This is a genomic window from Methyloversatilis universalis FAM5, from assembly GCF_000214035.2.
GTDB lineage: Bacteria > Pseudomonadota > Gammaproteobacteria > Burkholderiales > Rhodocyclaceae > Methyloversatilis > Methyloversatilis universalis.
In genome coordinates this window covers 205,020-220,969 of record NZ_AFHG01000030.1, presented here as the reverse complement: position 1 = coordinate 220,969, position 15,950 = coordinate 205,020, and the positions used below count along the sequence as shown (strand labels likewise).

15 protein-coding genes are annotated in these 15,950 nt (G+C 69.1%); 10 read left to right on the top strand and 5 right to left on the bottom strand.

All coding sequences use genetic code 11. The features are described 5' to 3' along the window. Nucleotides 1-17: 17 nt before the first annotated feature. From METUNV1_RS03905 to METUNV1_RS03890, 4 genes are all read left to right on the top strand, one after another. Nucleotides 18-2,672 carry a ligase-associated DNA damage response DEXH box helicase gene (locus METUNV1_RS03905; RefSeq protein ID WP_008059042.1) on the top strand — a complete coding sequence of 885 codons (2,655 nt, stop codon included), beginning with the start codon at nt 18-20 and terminating at the stop codon, nt 2,670-2,672. Beyond that, the gene (pdeM, locus tag METUNV1_RS03900; RefSeq protein ID WP_008059040.1) at nt 2,669-3,334 is read left to right on the top strand and encodes a ligase-associated DNA damage response endonuclease PdeM; all 666 of its coding nucleotides are present in this window, start codon (nt 2,669-2,671) and stop codon (nt 3,332-3,334) included. The genes METUNV1_RS03905 and pdeM overlap by 4 nt, the downstream gene beginning before the upstream one ends. An 80-nt stretch (nt 3,335-3,414) precedes the next feature. After that, nucleotides 3,415-4,956 carry a bifunctional ADP-dependent NAD(P)H-hydrate dehydratase/NAD(P)H-hydrate epimerase gene (locus METUNV1_RS03895; protein ID WP_008059038.1) on the top strand — a complete coding sequence of 514 codons (1,542 nt, stop codon included), beginning with the start codon at nt 3,415-3,417 and terminating at the stop codon, nt 4,954-4,956. Next, a complete protein-coding gene (locus METUNV1_RS03890) occupies nt 4,925-5,815 on the top strand; it encodes a DMT family transporter (RefSeq protein WP_339327524.1) in 891 nt (296 codons plus the stop codon). Before METUNV1_RS03895 ends, METUNV1_RS03890 begins: the two co-directional genes overlap by 32 nt. A 7-nt stretch (nt 5,816-5,822) precedes the next feature. Here the strand turns inward: METUNV1_RS03890 and METUNV1_RS03885 are convergent, their stop codons facing one another. After that, nucleotides 5,823-7,979, bottom strand: a complete 2,157-nt coding sequence (locus METUNV1_RS03885; RefSeq protein ID WP_008059035.1) for a putative bifunctional diguanylate cyclase/phosphodiesterase — start codon at nt 7,977-7,979, stop codon at nt 5,823-5,825. A gap of 299 nt (nt 7,980-8,278) precedes the next feature. Here METUNV1_RS03885 and nadC point away from each other — a divergent pair, with 299 nt between their 5' ends. The 5 genes from nadC (at nt 8,279) to METUNV1_RS03860 (ending at nt 13,564) form a co-directional block, all read left to right on the top strand. Beyond that, nucleotides 8,279-9,127 (top strand): carboxylating nicotinate-nucleotide diphosphorylase, encoded by an 849-nt coding sequence (gene nadC, locus METUNV1_RS03880; RefSeq protein ID WP_008059033.1) that lies wholly within the window; start codon nt 8,279-8,281, stop codon nt 9,125-9,127. 40 nt (nt 9,128-9,167) lie between these two features. After that, on the top strand, nt 9,168-9,305 hold the full coding sequence (locus METUNV1_RS03875; RefSeq protein ID WP_008059032.1) for a hypothetical protein: 138 nt from the start codon (nt 9,168-9,170) through the stop codon (nt 9,303-9,305). 370 nt (nt 9,306-9,675) lie between these two features. Continuing rightward, nucleotides 9,676-11,838: a TonB-dependent receptor gene (locus METUNV1_RS03870; RefSeq protein WP_232416268.1), complete on the top strand. Its 2,163-nt coding sequence runs from the start codon at nt 9,676-9,678 to the stop codon at nt 11,836-11,838. Then, the gene (locus tag METUNV1_RS03865; RefSeq protein ID WP_008059028.1) at nt 11,838-12,521 is read left to right on the top strand and encodes a Fe2+-dependent dioxygenase; all 684 of its coding nucleotides are present in this window, start codon (nt 11,838-11,840) and stop codon (nt 12,519-12,521) included. The genes METUNV1_RS03870 and METUNV1_RS03865 overlap by 1 nt, the downstream gene beginning before the upstream one ends. 71 nt (nt 12,522-12,592) lie before the next feature. Further along, nucleotides 12,593-13,564, top strand: a complete 972-nt coding sequence (locus METUNV1_RS03860; RefSeq protein WP_008059026.1) for an alpha-hydroxy acid oxidase — start codon at nt 12,593-12,595, stop codon at nt 13,562-13,564. Here METUNV1_RS03860 and METUNV1_RS03855 read toward each other — a convergent pair. From METUNV1_RS03855 to METUNV1_RS03840, 4 genes are all read right to left on the bottom strand, one after another. Beyond that, nucleotides 13,542-14,084, bottom strand: coding sequence for a hydrolase (locus METUNV1_RS03855; RefSeq protein WP_008059023.1), 543 nt, complete (start codon nt 14,082-14,084; stop codon nt 13,542-13,544). The two genes, METUNV1_RS03860 and METUNV1_RS03855, sit on opposite strands and share 23 nt — an antisense overlap. A gap of 68 nt (nt 14,085-14,152) precedes the next feature. Next, nucleotides 14,153-14,422, bottom strand: coding sequence for a hypothetical protein (locus METUNV1_RS03850; RefSeq protein WP_043358961.1), 270 nt, complete (start codon nt 14,420-14,422; stop codon nt 14,153-14,155). After that, on the bottom strand, nt 14,415-14,999 hold the full coding sequence (locus METUNV1_RS03845; protein ID WP_008059021.1) for an RNA polymerase sigma factor: 585 nt from the start codon (nt 14,997-14,999) through the stop codon (nt 14,415-14,417). Before METUNV1_RS03845 ends, METUNV1_RS03850 begins: the two co-directional genes overlap by 8 nt. After that, nucleotides 14,983-15,423, bottom strand: coding sequence for a DUF3106 domain-containing protein (locus METUNV1_RS03840; RefSeq protein WP_193374295.1), 441 nt, complete (start codon nt 15,421-15,423; stop codon nt 14,983-14,985). The genes METUNV1_RS03845 and METUNV1_RS03840 overlap by 17 nt, the downstream gene beginning before the upstream one ends. Nucleotides 15,424-15,596: 173 nt before the next feature. Here METUNV1_RS03840 and METUNV1_RS03835 point away from each other — a divergent pair, with 173 nt between their 5' ends. Then, nucleotides 15,597-15,947: a hypothetical protein gene (locus tag METUNV1_RS03835; RefSeq protein WP_008059018.1), complete on the top strand. Its 351-nt coding sequence runs from the start codon at nt 15,597-15,599 to the stop codon at nt 15,945-15,947. Nucleotides 15,948-15,950: the final 3 nt, after the last annotated feature.

The following is a 15,950-nucleotide window of genomic DNA, read 5'->3' as shown; positions in this document are numbered from 1 at the left end:
ACCGCACACGACCGCCCATGACCGCCCCGCCCTCCGACCCGCCGGCTCCGGAAGAACCCACCCGCGAAGACATCCGCCGGGTGGTCGCCTCGTCGTCGCTGGCGCGCCAGCTGCGTGCCGCCCGGGCGCGCGCGAAGCCGTCCGGCGCGGTACCCCGGCCGCGCCGGCGCGCCGCTGACGGCGTGCTGCCCGAGCCGGACAAGCTTCTGAGCCGCATCAATGCGCTGTACGACGCCCGCGGCTGGCAGGCCTTCGCCTTCCAGCGCACCGTCTGGGCCGGTCTGGCGGCCGGCCGCTCCGGCCTGCTGCACGCAGGTACCGGCTCCGGCAAGACGCTGGCGGTGTGGCTGGGCGCGCTGCAGCGGGCCGCAGCGCGTCCGGCCGACGGGCTGCAGGTGCTGTGGATCACGCCGATGCGGGCACTCGCTGCCGACACCGCGCTGACGCTGCAGCACACGCTGCGTGATCTCGACATCGGCTGGGAGGTCGGTCTGCGCACCGGTGACACCGGCAGCGCCGAACGCGCCCGCCAGTCGCGCCGGCTGCCGCAGGCCCTGGTCACCACGCCGGAAAGCCTGTCGCTGATGCTGTCGCACGCGGACGCGCGCGAGCGGCTGGCCGGACTGGCGGCAGTGGTGGTCGACGAATGGCACGAACTGATCGCCAACAAGCGCGGCGTGCAGGTGCAGCTGGCGCTGGCCCGGCTGCGCGGCTGGAACGCCGGGCTGCCGGTGTGGGGGCTGTCGGCCACGCTCGGCAATCCGGATCACGCGATGCAGGTGCTGTGCGGCGACGGCGGTCTGCGGGTGGCCGGCGAGATCGAGCGGCCGGTGAAGCTGGACAGCCTGATTCCGCCGCGCATCGAGCGCTTTCCGTGGGCCGGCCATCTGGGCGTGCGACTGCTCGACGCGGTGATCGCCGAACTCGAAGCCAGCCGCTCCACGCTGCTGTTTACCAATACGCGCTCGCAGGCCGAGCTGTGGTACCAGGCGCTGCTGGAGGCGCGCCCGGACTGGGCCGGGCTCATCGCGCTGCATCACGGCTCGCTGGCGCGCGAGGTACGCGAATGGGTGGAAGCCGGTCTGAAGGACGGACGACTGCGCGCGGTGGTGTGCACCTCCAGTCTGGATCTGGGGGTGGATTTCCTGCCGGTCGAGCGGGTGCTGCAGCTCGGCTCGCCCAAGGGCGTGGCGCGGCTGATGCAGCGTGCCGGCCGCTCCGGTCATGCGCCTGGCCGCACGCCGCACGCCACCTGCGTGCCCGGCCACGGGCTGGAGCTGATCGACGCCGCCGGCGCCCGCCGCGCGGTGGCGGCCGGCCGGATCGAACCGCGCACCGCGCCGGAGGCGCCGGTCGACGTGCTGGCCCAGCATCTGGTGACGCTGGCGCTGGCCGGCGGCTTCGACGCCGACGCGCTGCGTGCCGAAGTGATGCGCTGCTGGAGCTACCGCGCACTCGACGACGCGACCTGGGCGTGGACGCTGGATTTCGTCACCCGCGGCGGTGCCGCGCTGCAGGCCTATCCGGACTATCGCAAGGTCGAGCGCGGCGGCGACGGACTGTACCGGGTGGAACGGGCCGACATCGCGCGCCGGCACCGGATGCAGATCGGCACCATCACCGCGGATTCGGCGGTGGAGGTGCGCTGGGCAAAAGGCGGCAAAACAGGCGGCAACGCGGGCGCCGCGGCACTGGCCGGCGGCCGGCTCGGCCAGGTCGAGGAATCCTTCGTCGGCCGGCTGCGGCCGGGCGACTGCTTCCTGTTCGCCGGCCGGGTGCTCGAACTGGTGGCAGTGCGCGACATGCAGGCACTGGTGCGCGCCGGCTCGGCGTCGCGCGGCACGGTGCCGCGCTGGGCTGGCGGCCGCATGCCGCTGTCGACCGAACTGGCGGACGAAATGCGCCATCTGGTCGCCCTCGCGGCCGGCGGCGAGTATCCGGAACCCGAAATGCAGGCGCTGCGCCCGCTGCTCGAACTGCAGGCGCGCTGGTCCGCGCTGCCCGGACAGGACGAAAGACTGGTCGAGCGCATCGCCTCGCGTGAAGGCCACCACCTGTTCATCTACCCCTTCGCCGGGCGGCCGGTGCATGCCGGTCTGGCCGCCCTGCTCGCTTGGCGCATCGCGCGTCGTGCGCCGACCACCTTTTCGCTGTCCTTCAACGACTACGGTCTGGAACTGCTGTCCGCCAGAGCGGTGGACTGGACGACCGAAGTGGCCGCCGGCCTGCTGTACGACGACGGGCTGGACGCCGACATCGAGCACTGCCTGAACGCCGCCCAGCTGGCGCGCAGGCGCTTCCGCGAAATCGCGCGGGTGGCCGGCCTCACCTTCCAGGGCTATCCGGGTCAGGGCAAGTCGGCGCGCCAGCTGCAGGTGAGCAGCGAACTGCTGTTCGACGTATTCACCCGGCACGATCCGGACAATCTGCTGCTGCAGCAGGCGCGGCAGGAGGCGCTGTGCGACGAGCTGGACGCGGCGCGGATCACCCGCACGCTGGCCGAACTGCGCAGCGCGACGCTGCGGCTGACCGAACCGCCGGCAATGACGCCGTTCGCCTTTCCGCTGCTGGTAGCGCGGCTGCGCGAGCGGCTGTCGACCGAACAGCTGTCGGAGCGGGTGGCGCGCATGGTGGCCCAGCTCGAACGCGCCTGCGACGGCGTGCGGCCATGACCGAAGTCCTGATCGCCGGCGAAAGCCTGGTACTGCTGCCGGAGCGCGCGCTGTGGTGGCCGGCGCGCGCCACGCTGATGGTGGCCGACGCCCACATCGGCAAGGGCACCGCCTTCCGGGCGCTGGGCGTGCCGGTGCCGGCCGGCAGTTCGGACGACACGCTGGCCCGGCTGGCCGGTCTGCTTGAACGCCACGCCCCGCGCCGGCTCATCTTTCTCGGCGACCTGATCCACGCCCGCAGCGCACGCGAACCCGGCCTGATGCAGCGCTTCGCCGCGCTGCGCCGCGACGGCTGCGAATGGATGCTGGTACGCGGCAACCACGACGCGCACGCCGGCGTGCCGCCGGAACTGGCGCTGACCGTGGTGGACGAACCGTGGGCGGACGGTCCGTTCGCGCTCTGCCATCATCCGGCGCCTCAGCCCGGCCGCTACGTGCTGGCGGGCCACGTGCACCCGGCGGTCCGGATCGAGGCCGGCGGCGACCGGCTGCGTCTGCCCTGCTTCGCCTTTGGCGAGGCAGTGGGCCTGCTGCCGGCATTCGGCCAGTTCACCGGACACGCCGACCAGACGCCCGCGCCCGGACTGCGCCTGTACGCCTGCGCCGGCGAACGGGTACTGGCAGTGCCGCATTCCTCGGCACGACGACGCAGCCGGGCATAGAATCGCGTCTTTCCGGATCGCCCTGTCCCGTCGTCGCAGTCGTTCGCAGCCACCTGCCGCGACGCATTCCCGATTTCCGCATGTCCGCCCCGAGAACGCTGAACACCGCCCCGCTGACCGCGCTGTACAACGCCGATGCACTGCGCCGCATCGAGCGCCACTACGCGCCGGACAGCACGCCGCGCCTGATGGAACGCGCCGGTGCCACCGGTGCGGCCAAGGCGATGCAGCTGGTGGGCGGCCGCCATGGCCGCATCCTGGTGCTGTGCGGCCCGGGCAACAATGGCGGCGACGGCTTCGTGCTCGCCCGCCAGCTCAAGCAGACCGGTTTCGACGTGACCGTGGTGCACGACTGCGACGAACACCGCGGCGCAGAGGACGCGGTGATGGCCTGGGCCTCATGGCGGGCGGTCGGCGGCCTCACGCTGCCCCGGGTGCCGGACACCGGATACGCGCTGGTGGTGGATGCGCTGTACGGCATCGGTCTCACCCGGCCGATCGAAGGTGTGCACGCCACCTGGATCGATGCGGTGAACGAAATGGACTGCCCGGTGCTGGCGATCGACGTGCCCAGCGGGCTCAATGCCGACACCGGCGCGGTGATGGGCCGTGCGATACGCGCCAGCCACACCGCCACCATGATCGCGATGAAGCCCGGCCTGTTCACGCTGGATGGCCCGGACCACTGCGGCGAAGTAAGCCTGCACGACCTCGGCCTGGACTGCGCGGCGGTCACGCCGCCGTCCGGCTGGCAGGTCGGCCGCGAACTGTTCGCCCATCTGCTGCGCCCGCGCGCACGCAACAGCCACAAGGGCACCCACGGCAACGCGATGCTGGTGGGCGGTGCCCGCGGCATGGCCGGGGCGGCGCTGCTGGCCGGCCGCGCCGCGCTCAAGGTGGGCGCCGGCCGCGTGTTCGTCGGCATGCTGGACCACGCCGCGCTGCCGCTGGACCCGGAACAGCCGGAACTGATGATACGGACCCCGGCCGAAGTGCTGGCCGGCGACCTCGCCACCTGCGTGGCGATCGGCCCCGGCCTCGGCCAGAGCCCGGCTGCGCTCGACCTGATGCGCGACGCGGTACGCACCCCGGCCACGCTGGTACTGGACGCCGACGCGCTCAATCTGCTGGCGCAGCACGGTGATCTGGAACAGGCGCTCACCCGGCGCGAAGCCGCCACGCTGCTGACGCCACATCCGATGGAAGCCGCGCGCCTGCTGCGCAGCAGTACCGCGAAAATCCAGCAGGACCGCATCGTCTCGGCGCGCGAACTGGCGCGGCGCTTCCGTGCCTCGGTGGTGCTCAAGGGCTGCGGCAGCGTGATCGCGCTGCCGGACGGACGCTGGTTCATCAACACCACCGGCAATCCGGGCATGGCCTCGGCCGGCATGGGCGACGTGCTGACCGGCCTGATCGCGGGCCTGCTGGCCCAGGGCTGGCCGGCCGATCTGGCGCTGCTGGGCGGCGTGCATCTGCACGGTCTGGCCGGCGACCGGCTGGTCGCCCAGGGCAAGGGGCCGAACGGCCTGACCGCCGGCGAAGTAATCGAATCGGCCCGCGCCGCCTTCAACGCGCTGATCGCCGGCGCCGATTCGCGGGACCCCCGTCATTCCACACGCTGAACGCAGGCATCCGCTGATCGGCGTCGGCCTCATGCTGGCCGCGCTGTTCTGCTTCGCGGTGCTGGACACCACCGGCAAGTACCTGTCGCAGCGCTACCCGGTGGGCATGCTGGTGTGGGCACGCTATCTGGTGCCGGCCATCGTGCTCGGTGCGGTGCTGTGGCCACGCATGCGGCGCAATCTGCTGGTCACGCCGCGCTGGCGGCTGCAGATATTCAGGGCCGCCCTGCTGGCCGGCGTGTCCTTCCTGATCATGGGCGGGCTGCAGCGCATTCCGATGGCCGAAGGCACTTCGCTGTTCTTCATCACGCCGCTCATCGTGACGCTGCTGGCCGGACCGGTGCTGGGCGAGCGCATCACCGCAGCCAACTGGCTGCTGGCCGTGTTCGGCTTTTCCGGCGTACTGCTGATCGCCCGGCCTGACGGCCATCTGCCACTGCTGCCGGTGCTCATGCTGCTGGGCGGTTCGCTGCTGTACGCGCTCTACCAGCTGGCCACCCGCATGCTGGCGCCAACCGAGCGACCGCTCACCACGCTGTACTACACCGCGCTGGTCGGCGCCACGCTGTCCACGCTGGCGCTGCCGGCGTCGGCACACGGTTCGATGCCCGGCTGGCGCGACGGCCTGCTGGTGATTTCGCTGGGCGTGTCCGGCATGGCCGGCCATTTCCTGCTGATCCGCGCGATGGCGTTCGCGCCGGCCTCGGTGCTCAGCCCGCTGATCTACGTACAGCTGGTGTGGGCGACGCTGATGGGCTGGTGGGTATTCGGCGATCTGCCGGGCCCGAGCGCGGTCGGCGGCGCCGCGCTCATCGTGAGCTGCGGTCTGGCCAGCGCCTGGCTGGCCCACCGCCGCTAGCCGCCCTTCAACCTGCCACCAGCTCCAGCGCGGGCGGGCATCCGTAACCCGAGTCGGCGCGCAGGCGTTCCGCCAGCGCATGTACGCGGGCCGACTGTTCGGTCAGCTGATCGCCCTGCATCAGCGCCTCGATGCCGGCGGCCGGCACCGGCCGCGAAAAGTAATAGCCCTGGATCAGGTCGCAGCCCAGCGAGCGCAGGGTCAGCACCTGTTCCGGCCGCTCCACGCCTTCGGCCACCACTTCCATGCGCAGCGAATGCGCCAGCCGGATGACCGCCTCGACCACGTGACGGGCTTCGGCCACGTGGTCCATGTCGATCACGAAAGTACGGTCGATCTTGAGCTGGCGCGCCGGCAGCCGGCACAGATAGGCCAGACAGGAGTAGCCGGTGCCGAAGTCGTCGATGGACAGCGTCACGCCCATCGCCTTCAGTTCCTCCAGCACCCTGCGCACGCTGCTGGAGCTTTCCATCACCACCGATTCGGTGATTTCCAGCGCCAGCAGGCCGGGATCGATGTCGAACTCGTCGATGCAGGCGCGCACCCGCTCGACCAGATCGGGCTGACGGAACTGCTGCGGCGACAGATTCACCGCCACCGGAATCCGCCAGCCGGCGTGCTGCCAGCTGCGGATCTGGCCGCAGGCCTCGCGCAGCGTCCAGAAGCCGATCGCGTTGATCAGGCCGAAGCGCTCGGCCACCGGAATGAATTCGCCCGGCGACACCACGCCGCGCTCCGGATCCTGCCAGCGTATCAGTGCCTCGACGCCGCGCAGCGCGCCGTCCAGCGCGGCCACCTTGGGCTGGTAGTGCAGCACGAATTCGTCATTGTCGAGCGCGCGGCGGATGGCGCGCTGCATGCCGAGGATGTCCGGACCGCCGCCATCCATTTCTGCGGCATAGACCCGCCAGGTGTTGCGTCCGGCGTGCTTCGCCGCGTACATCGCGGTGTCCGCGCACACCAGTACCCGGTTCTCGTCGCCATCGTCCGGAAACAGCGCGACGCCGACCGAAGCCGACACCTGGATTTCGTGGGTGCCGATCTGCATCGGCTGGCTGGCGGCATCGACCAGACGCTGCGCGAGCCGGCCCGCGCCTTCCTGGTCGATCGCGCCTTCGGACATCATGACGAACTCGTCCCCGCCGATGCGCGCCACCGCGTCGCCGTCACGCAGACCGGCGCGCAGACGGCGCGCCACGCACTTGAGCACCTCGTCGCCGACGTGGTGGCCGAGCACGTCGTTGACCGGCTTGAAGCCGTCCAGATCGACGAACAGCACCGCGAGGCGGCCACCCTGGGCACGCACCCTGGCCGCGGCTTCGGACAGCGCGGCGTCGAAATTCACCCGGTTCGGCAGGCCGGTCAGCGGGTCATGCAGCGCCGCGTGCATCAGTTCGCTGTTGGCGGCCTTGAGGCGCATCGCGAGCTGGCGGGTGCGGTGTTCCATGCGCGCATCGAACAGCGCAGCCACGCTGCCTATCCAGGTAAAGCCAATGGCACCGACGGCAATGGTCAGACCCAGCCAGGTCGGATCGATATCGTGCCGGGCGAGGCTGGCCGCTTCCGGTGCGAACACGGTGGCGCTCATGCACAGATAGTGCACCGCGCACAGGCCGACGCCCACCACGACCGAAGTGACCGCCTTCACCAGGAAAAGCGTGCGGCCCTCGAGCGCCCGCATGCGCCGCAGCGCGGCACTGGTGGCGCCGGCCACCGCTGCCGCCACCAGCAGCGCGATGAACAGGCGGTGTTCGTCATACACCACGCCCGGTTCGATCCGCATGGCGGACAGTGCAAGATGGAAGATGACCACGATGCCGCCGCCCACCGCCAGCGCCCCGGCGGCCAGCAGTGCCAGCGAACGGCGCATGCGGCGCGCGCAGATCAGCGAAAGCACCGACACCAGCACCGACACACCCCAGGACTGGACGGTGATCAGCAGATCGAAGCCGGTCTGCATCGGCAGTGCATACGCCAGCATGCCGACGAAATGCATGGACCAGATGCCGGTGCCCAGCACCAGCGCCCCGGAAAAGAGCCAGATGCGGGCGGCACGGGGATCTGTACTGTGGATGCGCTGCGACAGGTCCAGCGCCGACCAGGACGCGGTCACCGCCACCATCAGCGACAGCATGACCAGCAGCGGATCGTACTGCCCCATCATGACGCGGACATTCCGACCGGCAAGACCGAAGACCGGCGTGCAGGCGCCGGCCGCTGAGTGCGGGTATTCATGATCCTCTCCCCCAAGGATTGAGCGCGGTCGGGGCCGGTTCTTTTGCGGGGCCCTCTGATCGCTGCAGCACAGCTACGGCAGCGCGGGCGGCAACTTTAAGGCGGGGCGCCCGCCGCGGCAGTCCGAGCGTGAAGAACTTGTGCATCGGTGCGCGGCGACGCGCGGCGGCGCGGCTGCAAGGTGCGCCGGTGCTAGAATGCGCCGCGACAAGAAATGGCGGAAAGACAATGCGGGAAAACGATCAGCTGTCCATAGAAATCCAGCGCAATGTGGCCCAGGCGCTTGCCGAAGACGTCGGCACCGGTGACCTGACCGCCCGGTTGATTCCGGCCGGACGTGCCGCCACCGGCATGGTGACCGCACGCGAAGAGGCGGTGCTGTGCGGCCGTGAATGGTTCGAGGCCTGCCTGCGTGCGCTCGACCCCAAGGCCAGCGTGGCCTGGCACGTCGCCGAAGGCGACTGGGTGGAACCGGATCAGCGCCTGTGCGAAATCCTGTCGGAAACCCGTGCCCTGCTGACCGCCGAACGCGCCGCACTGAATTTCGTGCAGCTGCTGTCGGCCACCGCCACGTTGACCCGCCGCTTCGTCGACGCCATCGCCGGCACCTCGGCGCGCATCGTCGACACCCGCAAGACCCTGCCCGGCCTGCGCCTGGCGCAGAAGTACGCGGTCACCGTGGGCGGCGGCATGAATCACCGCATGGGCCTGTACGACGGCATCCTGATCAAGGAAAACCACATCATGGCCGCCGGCGGCATCCGCCCGGTGCTGGCGCGTGCGCGCGGCATCGCGCCGTCGAATGCCTTCATCCAGATCGAGGTCGAAACGCTGGCCCAGCTGCACGAGGCGCTCGATGCGGGCGCCACCATGGTGCTGCTGGACAATATGAGCATCGACCAGATGCGCGAGGCGGTGGCCATCAACCAGGGCCGCGCCGAGCTGGAAGCGTCCGGTGGCGTCAATCTCGACCGCGTGCGGGCGATCGCCGAAACCGGCGTGGACCGCATCTCGATCGGCGTGCTGACCAAGAACGTGCGCGCCATCGACCTGTCGCTGCGACACATCGAACGCTGAGCGCCGCCCGCCCACACCCTTCCCTCGGAGATTCCGTCTGATGTGGTTCATCCTGTACTACGTGGTGGCGATCACGGTGCTCATCCTGCACTTCACCGGCTTTCTCGCCCGCAACAACCTGGAGTGGCTGGTGTTCGTGCTCGCGGTCACCGTGTTCCCCGCCGTGCTCTATCTCTGATCACCGGCAACAGCCCTTCGCTTCACCGGCCTCCGGGCCGCATTTCCACATCCGGGCGTCTGAGCTGACGCCCCTTCCCCGTCTTTTCCGACTGTCCGGTTCGCTGGCGTAAGCCGCGATCCGGTGCGCGTTCGCACGCCCCTGCGCACGGTCCGGACAGCTAAAATCGTTATTGAGATCGATTCTTGTTTTTGTTGCTATTCTTTTTCAAAGCATTTACATTGCGCGCTAACAAATCAGGGCGCCCGCGCTCATCCATCGCACTCAGACACAGAGGAAAAGGGGCAACAGAAGCATGGACATTCGAACGCGTGGTCACACCCGGAGCGTCCGCTCGCACGACGGATCGCTGCGTCCGATCGGCGCGGCCATGATGACGGCGGGACTGTGCATGCCCGCGCTGGCCGAACAGCCTGCGACGGTCCCTGTCCTGCCCGAGGTGGTCATCCAGGGTGCCGCACCGGCGCCGTACAAGCCGGAGGTGCTGAGCAGCCCGAAAAGGCCTCAGGCGATCCAGGACATTCCGCAGACCATACAGGTCCTGTCCGAAGAGCTGATGGACGACCAGGGCACACGGACATTGCGCGATGCGCTGCGCAACGTGACCGGCATCAGCTTCCAGGCGGGCGAAGGCAACCCGCCCTCCGGTGACCAGCTGAAGATCCGCGGCTTTTCGGCGCGCGACGACATCCTGGTCGACGGCGTGCGTGACGCGGGGGTGTTCTTCCGCGATCCGTTCAACACCGAGCGCATCGAAGTCAGCAAAGGCCCCGCATCGGCCTTTGCCGGCCGAGGATCCACCGGTGGCACCATCAATCAGGTATCCAAGCTGCCCACGCTGAAGCAGAAGCGGGAGATCGAAGCGGGCCTGGGGACCGACAGCCTTTTCCGCGTGGCCGCCGACATCAACCAGCCGCTCGAAAGCCTGAATGGCGCGGCCTTCCGGCTCAACCTGATGTCTCACCAGGCCGATCAGCCCGGTCGCGACCATGTGGAGAACCGGCGCTTCGGCATCGCCCCCTCGCTGTCATTCGGTCTCGGCACGCCCACCCGCATCAATCTGAGCTATCTCTACACGCGACAGGACAACCGGCCGGATTCCGGCCTGCCCAACGCACGCAACTTCAGCCTGCGCAATTCGGGCTATGGCGGCGGCGTCGCGCCGGTGCGCTATTCGAACTACTACGGTCACTCGACCGACTACCAGGATCTGGAAGCCCATCAGGCCAGCTTCCGCATCGAGCACGACTTCAACGACCGGGTGAGCGTCCGCAACCAGCTGCGTTACGGCTACACGCACAATGACGCGATCTTCTCCTCGCCCCGCTTTTCGCCCGGCAACATCACGACCATCACGCCCTCCACGCTGGCGGTCGGCAACCAGAAGCCGCGGGATCAGACCACCGACATCCTGATCAATCAGACCGATCTCACGTTCCGCTTCCAGACCGGGTCGATCCGGCACCATCTGGTGACCGGACTTGAAGTGTCCCGTGAGGACAACGAGAACAGGCGCCGGCTCGATGCGAACGGTCCGGTCACCCATCTGCTCGACCCGCAACTGCGTGCGGCGGCCCGTATTCCGTACAACGGCACGCGTGCGCAGCTCGACCTGGATACGACCGCGCTGTACCTGAGTGACATCATCACGCTGACGCCGCAGTGGGACATCAACGCCGGTGTCCGCTGGGACCGCGTGAAAACCACGGTGCGCGCGCTGAACGACGGCACGGTGCCGGCCTACAGCCAGCACCTGTCACGCACCGACCGGGAAATGTCGGGCAACCTCGGCGTGGTCTATCGCCCGGTGCCGGCGCTGAGCCTGTATGCGGGCTACGGCAGCGCGTTCGACCCGAGTGGCCGCGCGGACATCGTTCAGCTGGCGGGCGGGAACAACACCCTGCCGGTCACGCCCGAGGCCTTCAATCTGAAGCCGGAGCGCACCCGCAGCTACGAGGTCGGCGCCAAGTGGAACGCACTGGACGATGCGCTGCTCATCCAGACCGCGCTGTTCCGCACCGAGAAGTTCAACGGTCGCACCCCGGGGCTGCCCGGCGAACCGCCGGTCGTGCTTCAGGGCGTGCAGGAGGTCCAGGGTTTCGAACTGTCGGCGAGCGGACGCGTCACCAACCGGCTCAACCTGTTCGCCGGCTATACGCTGCAGGACAGCGAGGTCACGAAGTCCAACAATCCGCTCGAACTCGGGCAGACGCTGGACAACACGCCGCGCCACAGCTTCAGCGGCTGGGCCACCTATCAGCTGACCGAGGCGCTGAGCGTGGGCGGCGGCGCGCAGTACGTCGATACCCGGAAGGCCATCATCCGCAGCAGCGCCACCGGTGATCTGGTCACCACGGTCGACGACTACTGGGTGTTCGACGCGGTTGCGCTGTATCAAGTGAGCAAGGATCTCAAGCTGCGCCTGAACGTGTATAACCTGCTCGACAAGAAATACATCTTCGAACTGTCCAGCGGCCAGAGCATTCCGGGTGCAGCCCGCTCGGCCGTGCTGACCGCGATTTACGCCTTCTGATGCTGATCACGATAGACGACCTGCTTGCCCGCGACGAGATCGCCACCGTCCGTCAGCTGCTCGACCGCACCGGCTGGGCCAGTGGCAGCCTGACCGCCGGCACGCAGGCCGCTGTCGTGAAGAACAACGAACAGGTGCCGGAAGGCGCCCCGCTGCTGCCGGAACTGAGGCAGCGCGTGCTGGCCGCGCTGAACCGGCAGCCGCTGTTCTTCAGCGCGGCACTGCCGGCGAAAATCCTGCCGCCTTTCTTCAACCGCTATTCCGGCGACAGCAACCGCTACGGGCAGCACATCGACAACGCGATGCGGGCGATGCCGGATGGCAGCGGCTATGTACGCGCCGACCTGTCAGCCACGCTTTTCCTGTCCGAGCCGGATGAATACGAGGGCGGCGAGCTGGTGATCGAGGACACTTTCGGTCGTCACAGCGTCAAGCTGCCGGCCGGCAGTCTGGTGCTCTATCCGTCGTCATCAGTGCATGAAGTGACGCCGGTCACCCGCGGTGCGCGCATCGCCTGCTTCATGTTCATCCAGAGCATGGTGCGCGACGCCGAACAGCGGCGCCTGCTGTTCGACCTCGACATGGAACTGCTCACGCTGCGCCAGCAGCTCGGCGAAACCGCCTCCATGGTCAAGCTGACCGGCATCTATCACAACCTGCTGCGCCGCTGGGGGAACGCCTGAACGCCTCGGCCGCCCTGCAGCCTTCGATCGCCGCCTACCGCGAACGGGCGCGCGAACTGCTGCCGCCCGAGGTGTGGCATTACCTGGACGGCGGCCGCGACACGCCCACCGGCCGTGGCAACCGGGCCGCGCTGGACGCGCATCCGCTGCTGCCGCGACCGCTGGCTGAGGTGCGCGGCGGTCATACCCGGCTCGAACTGTTCGGCGAAACCCTGGGCCATCCGCTGCTGCTGGCCCCGATCGCCTATCACCGGCTGCAGCACCCGGACGGCGAAAGCGCCTGCGCGATGGCCACCGCGGCGCAGGACGGCCAGATGGTGGTGAGCACGCTGGCCAGCCAGCCGCTGGAGCAGATTGCGCGGGCGGCCGAGAAGCCGCTGTGGTTCCAGCTCTACTGGCAGGGCAGCCGCGAACGCACCGCCCGCCTGCTCGAACGCGCGCTGGCGGCGGGCTATCGCTGCATCGTGTTCACGGTGGACGCCCCGGTGAAGCTCGCCACGTCGCCGCTGCCGGCCGACGTGCGGCCGGTCAATACCGAGCCGCCGCTGCCGCGCCGGCTGCAGCCGGACCAGAGCGAGGTGTTCGACGGCTGGATGGCGGAGGCGCCCGGCTGGCACGATCTGGCCTGGCTGCGCGAGCGCGTGCCGGTGCCGCTGCTGATCAAGGGCGTGCTGCACGCGGGTGACGCTGTACGCGCAGTGGACCTCGGCTGCGACGGCGTGGTCGTGAGCAATCACGGCGGCCGGGTGCTGGAGGTCGCACCGGCCGCGCTCAGCCGGCTGCCGGACGTGATCACCGCGCTCGGCGGCCGGGTCCCGGTGCTCTACGACAGCGGCATCGACAGCGGTGCCGACGCCTTCCGCGCACTGGCGCTGGGCGCGCGCGCGGTACTGGTCGGACGACCTTATCTCTGGGGACTGGCTGCCGCCGGCGCGCTCGGTGTCGCGCACGTGATCCGGCTGCTGCGGGACGAACTGGAAATGTGCATGGCGCTGTGCGGCTGCGCCACGCTGGCCGACATCAGCGCAGATAGGTGCGGCTGATTTCGCGGAATTCCTCTGAGCCTGCTGCACCCAGCCACTCGAAGGCCACCATTTCGCGCGACACCACGATGACACCCTGCTGACGCAGGCGCTCGAGCGCCAGCCCTCGATTGGACGGATCGCGCGACGCGACGCAGTCGGCCACGACGAATACCTGACGGCCCGACGCCTGCAGATCGAGCGAGGTCTGCATGACGCAGATGTGCGATTCGATGCCGCAGACGATGACCTGCGGCCGTTCGGGGTCCAGCAGCGGCTTCAGGCAACCATCGGCGACGCACGAAAAATGCATCTTGGGCACGATGGATGCGGCGGGAATCAGGTCGCGCAGGGTCTGCACCGTCGGCCCCAGCCCCTTCGGATACTGTTCGCTGACCAGTACCGGCACCGACAGCCGCTGAGCGATCTTCACCATCCACACCACGTTGTCGAGCAGGCGGTCGGCGTCGTCCATCGCGGGCAGCAGCCGCTCCTGCATGTCGATCAGCAGCAGCGAGGAACGGTGGCGGTCTATCAGCATCGGGCACTCCACGGAAAAGGCAGCGGCGCAGCGTATCAGGCCGGCCCTGCGGTGAAAACCGGTACAGGTCAAAGAACCAGCATGGTGGCGATCGACAGTTCGTCGAGCCGGGCCAGTTCTTCCGCCTCCTGCCAGGCGCGGTATTCGGACACGCCGGCCACTACCGCGATCAGCAGCAGCGAAAAGGCGAGGCCGGCCGCCCACGGCAGACGACCGGCCGTGCCGTCGCGCACCGGCGGCGCACCGGCCGCCAGACGCGTCTGCAGCCGGTCGGTCGAAGGCGCCGGCAGACTGCACAGCGCGCGCCTCAGATCATCGTCGGAAAACCGTTCATTCATCGTCACTCTCCCCGGACAGCAGCATCCTGAGTCGCGCACGCGCGCGGAACAGCAGCTGGTGGGCCGCATTCTCGGCGATGCCGAGCTCGCGAGCGATCGCAGCGACATCGTACTCCTGCCACGCCCACATCATCAGCGCGGCCCGCTGCCGCGCTGGCAGCTGCGCCAGCGCGCGGTGCAGTGCGCCCTCGCGCGCAACCGTCTGCCAGCGCTGTTCCGGCGTCGGCCTGTCGTCCGCCAGCGCATCCATCTCCGTCTCGTCCGCCTGCGGCCGGCTGCGGCGGAAGCGGTCCATGCACAGATTGCGCACGATGCCGAGAAACCAGGTCGACAGCTGTGCCCTGCCCTCGAATCCGCCGCCGTGCTGCCACAGCCGGCAGAACGCTTCCTGCACCACGTCGTCGCTGTCCGCCGCATGGCCGGTGAGCCGCCAGGCCAGCGCGTGCGCCTGCGGCAGCAGGCGTTTGATCAGCTGATCGCTGGCTGCCTTTTCGCCGGCGCGCGCGCGGCGCAGCAGCGCCGCATCACTGCGCCAGCTGTCAGGCCACAGGGGCAGGCGCTCAGTGCTCCAGTTCACGCTTCAGGCGCCGGCGTTCTTCGGGCGACATGCGCTCCAGCATTTCCCGCCGTTCGCGCAGCAGGGCGCGGCGTTCGTCCGGCGACAGCGACTGCACATAGGCGCGGCGTTCGGCGCGCAGCCGTTCGCGTTCCTGGTCGTTCATCGATTTCCAGTCCTCGCGGAGGCGCTCGCCGATCTCGCGCCGCTGTTCCGGCGGCAGCGAGGACATGCGCTCACGCAGCCGTTCGCGGAACTGGCGACGCTGTTCCGGCGTGGCGGATTTCAGCCGCTCGCGCAGCGCCCGCGCCTCGGTTTCGCGCTGGGCCGGCGGCAGCGCGCTCCAGGCGGCCGGATCGGGCACGGCCGGCAGTTCGGCCCGGGCAAGGCCGGCCGTCAGCAGCAACAGCAGGGCCGACAGTGGCAGCAGACGCAAGGGGGACATTCTGATCATCCGGCAGGCGATGGCAGATAGACGCAGCAGCAGGCGGTTTCTTACTGTGGCGGCCGCGGCCTTACATCCGCTTACAGCGGCGTAGCGTAAGCGCACCGCTGGGTCCGCGTCATATGGGCACCGGCGCTGCATCCCGCGGCGTCCATATCGTGGAGAACACGTTCATGAATACGCATACCGCCCGCCTTTCCGCCCTGATGATCAGCGCCCTGCTGTGCACCGGCAGCGTGTGGGCGCAGTCCGCCACCACCCCGTCCGAGCGCATGGAACACCGCATCGACGCGCGTCAGGCGCGACAGGAACAGCGGATCGACCGGGGCGTGCAGAGCGGCCAGCTCACCCGGCATGAGACCGCGCGGCTGGAACATCAGCAGGCGCACATCGACCGCGTCGAGGACCGCGCGCTCGCTGACGGGAGCCTGAACCGCCACGAGGCGCGCCATATGGAAAAGATGCAGGACCGGGCGAAGCGCGACATCCGCCGGCAGAAGCACGACCGCCAGCACGCGCAGTGAGGG

What these genes read in the sequence shown, in the direction of transcription:
- METUNV1_RS03835 (WP_008059018.1), top strand. Translation starts at nt 15,597, where the DNA reads ATGAATACGCATACCGCCCGCCTTTCCGCCCTGATGATCAGCGCCCTG.
- METUNV1_RS03855 (WP_008059023.1), bottom strand. Translation starts at nt 14,084, where the DNA reads ATGCTGATAGACCGCCACCGTTCCTCGCTGCTGCTGATCGACATGCAG.
- METUNV1_RS03840 (WP_193374295.1), bottom strand. Translation starts at nt 15,423, where the DNA reads ATGTCCCCCTTGCGTCTGCTGCCACTGTCGGCCCTGCTGTTGCTGCTG.
- METUNV1_RS03905 (WP_008059042.1), top strand. Translation starts at nt 18, where the DNA reads ATGACCGCCCCGCCCTCCGACCCGCCGGCTCCGGAAGAACCCACCCGC.
- METUNV1_RS03850 (WP_043358961.1), bottom strand. Translation starts at nt 14,422, where the DNA reads ATGAATGAACGGTTTTCCGACGATGATCTGAGGCGCGCGCTGTGCAGT.
- pdeM (WP_008059040.1), top strand. Translation starts at nt 2,669, where the DNA reads ATGACCGAAGTCCTGATCGCCGGCGAAAGCCTGGTACTGCTGCCGGAG.
- METUNV1_RS03870 (WP_232416268.1), top strand. Translation starts at nt 9,676, where the DNA reads ATGATGACGGCGGGACTGTGCATGCCCGCGCTGGCCGAACAGCCTGCG.
- METUNV1_RS03895 (WP_008059038.1), top strand. Translation starts at nt 3,415, where the DNA reads ATGTCCGCCCCGAGAACGCTGAACACCGCCCCGCTGACCGCGCTGTAC.
- METUNV1_RS03885 (WP_008059035.1), bottom strand. Translation starts at nt 7,979, where the DNA reads ATGATGGGGCAGTACGATCCGCTGCTGGTCATGCTGTCGCTGATGGTG.
- METUNV1_RS03865 (WP_008059028.1), top strand. Translation starts at nt 11,838, where the DNA reads ATGCTGATCACGATAGACGACCTGCTTGCCCGCGACGAGATCGCCACC.
- METUNV1_RS03875 (WP_008059032.1), top strand. Translation starts at nt 9,168, where the DNA reads ATGTGGTTCATCCTGTACTACGTGGTGGCGATCACGGTGCTCATCCTG.
- nadC (WP_008059033.1), top strand. Translation starts at nt 8,279, where the DNA reads ATGCGGGAAAACGATCAGCTGTCCATAGAAATCCAGCGCAATGTGGCC.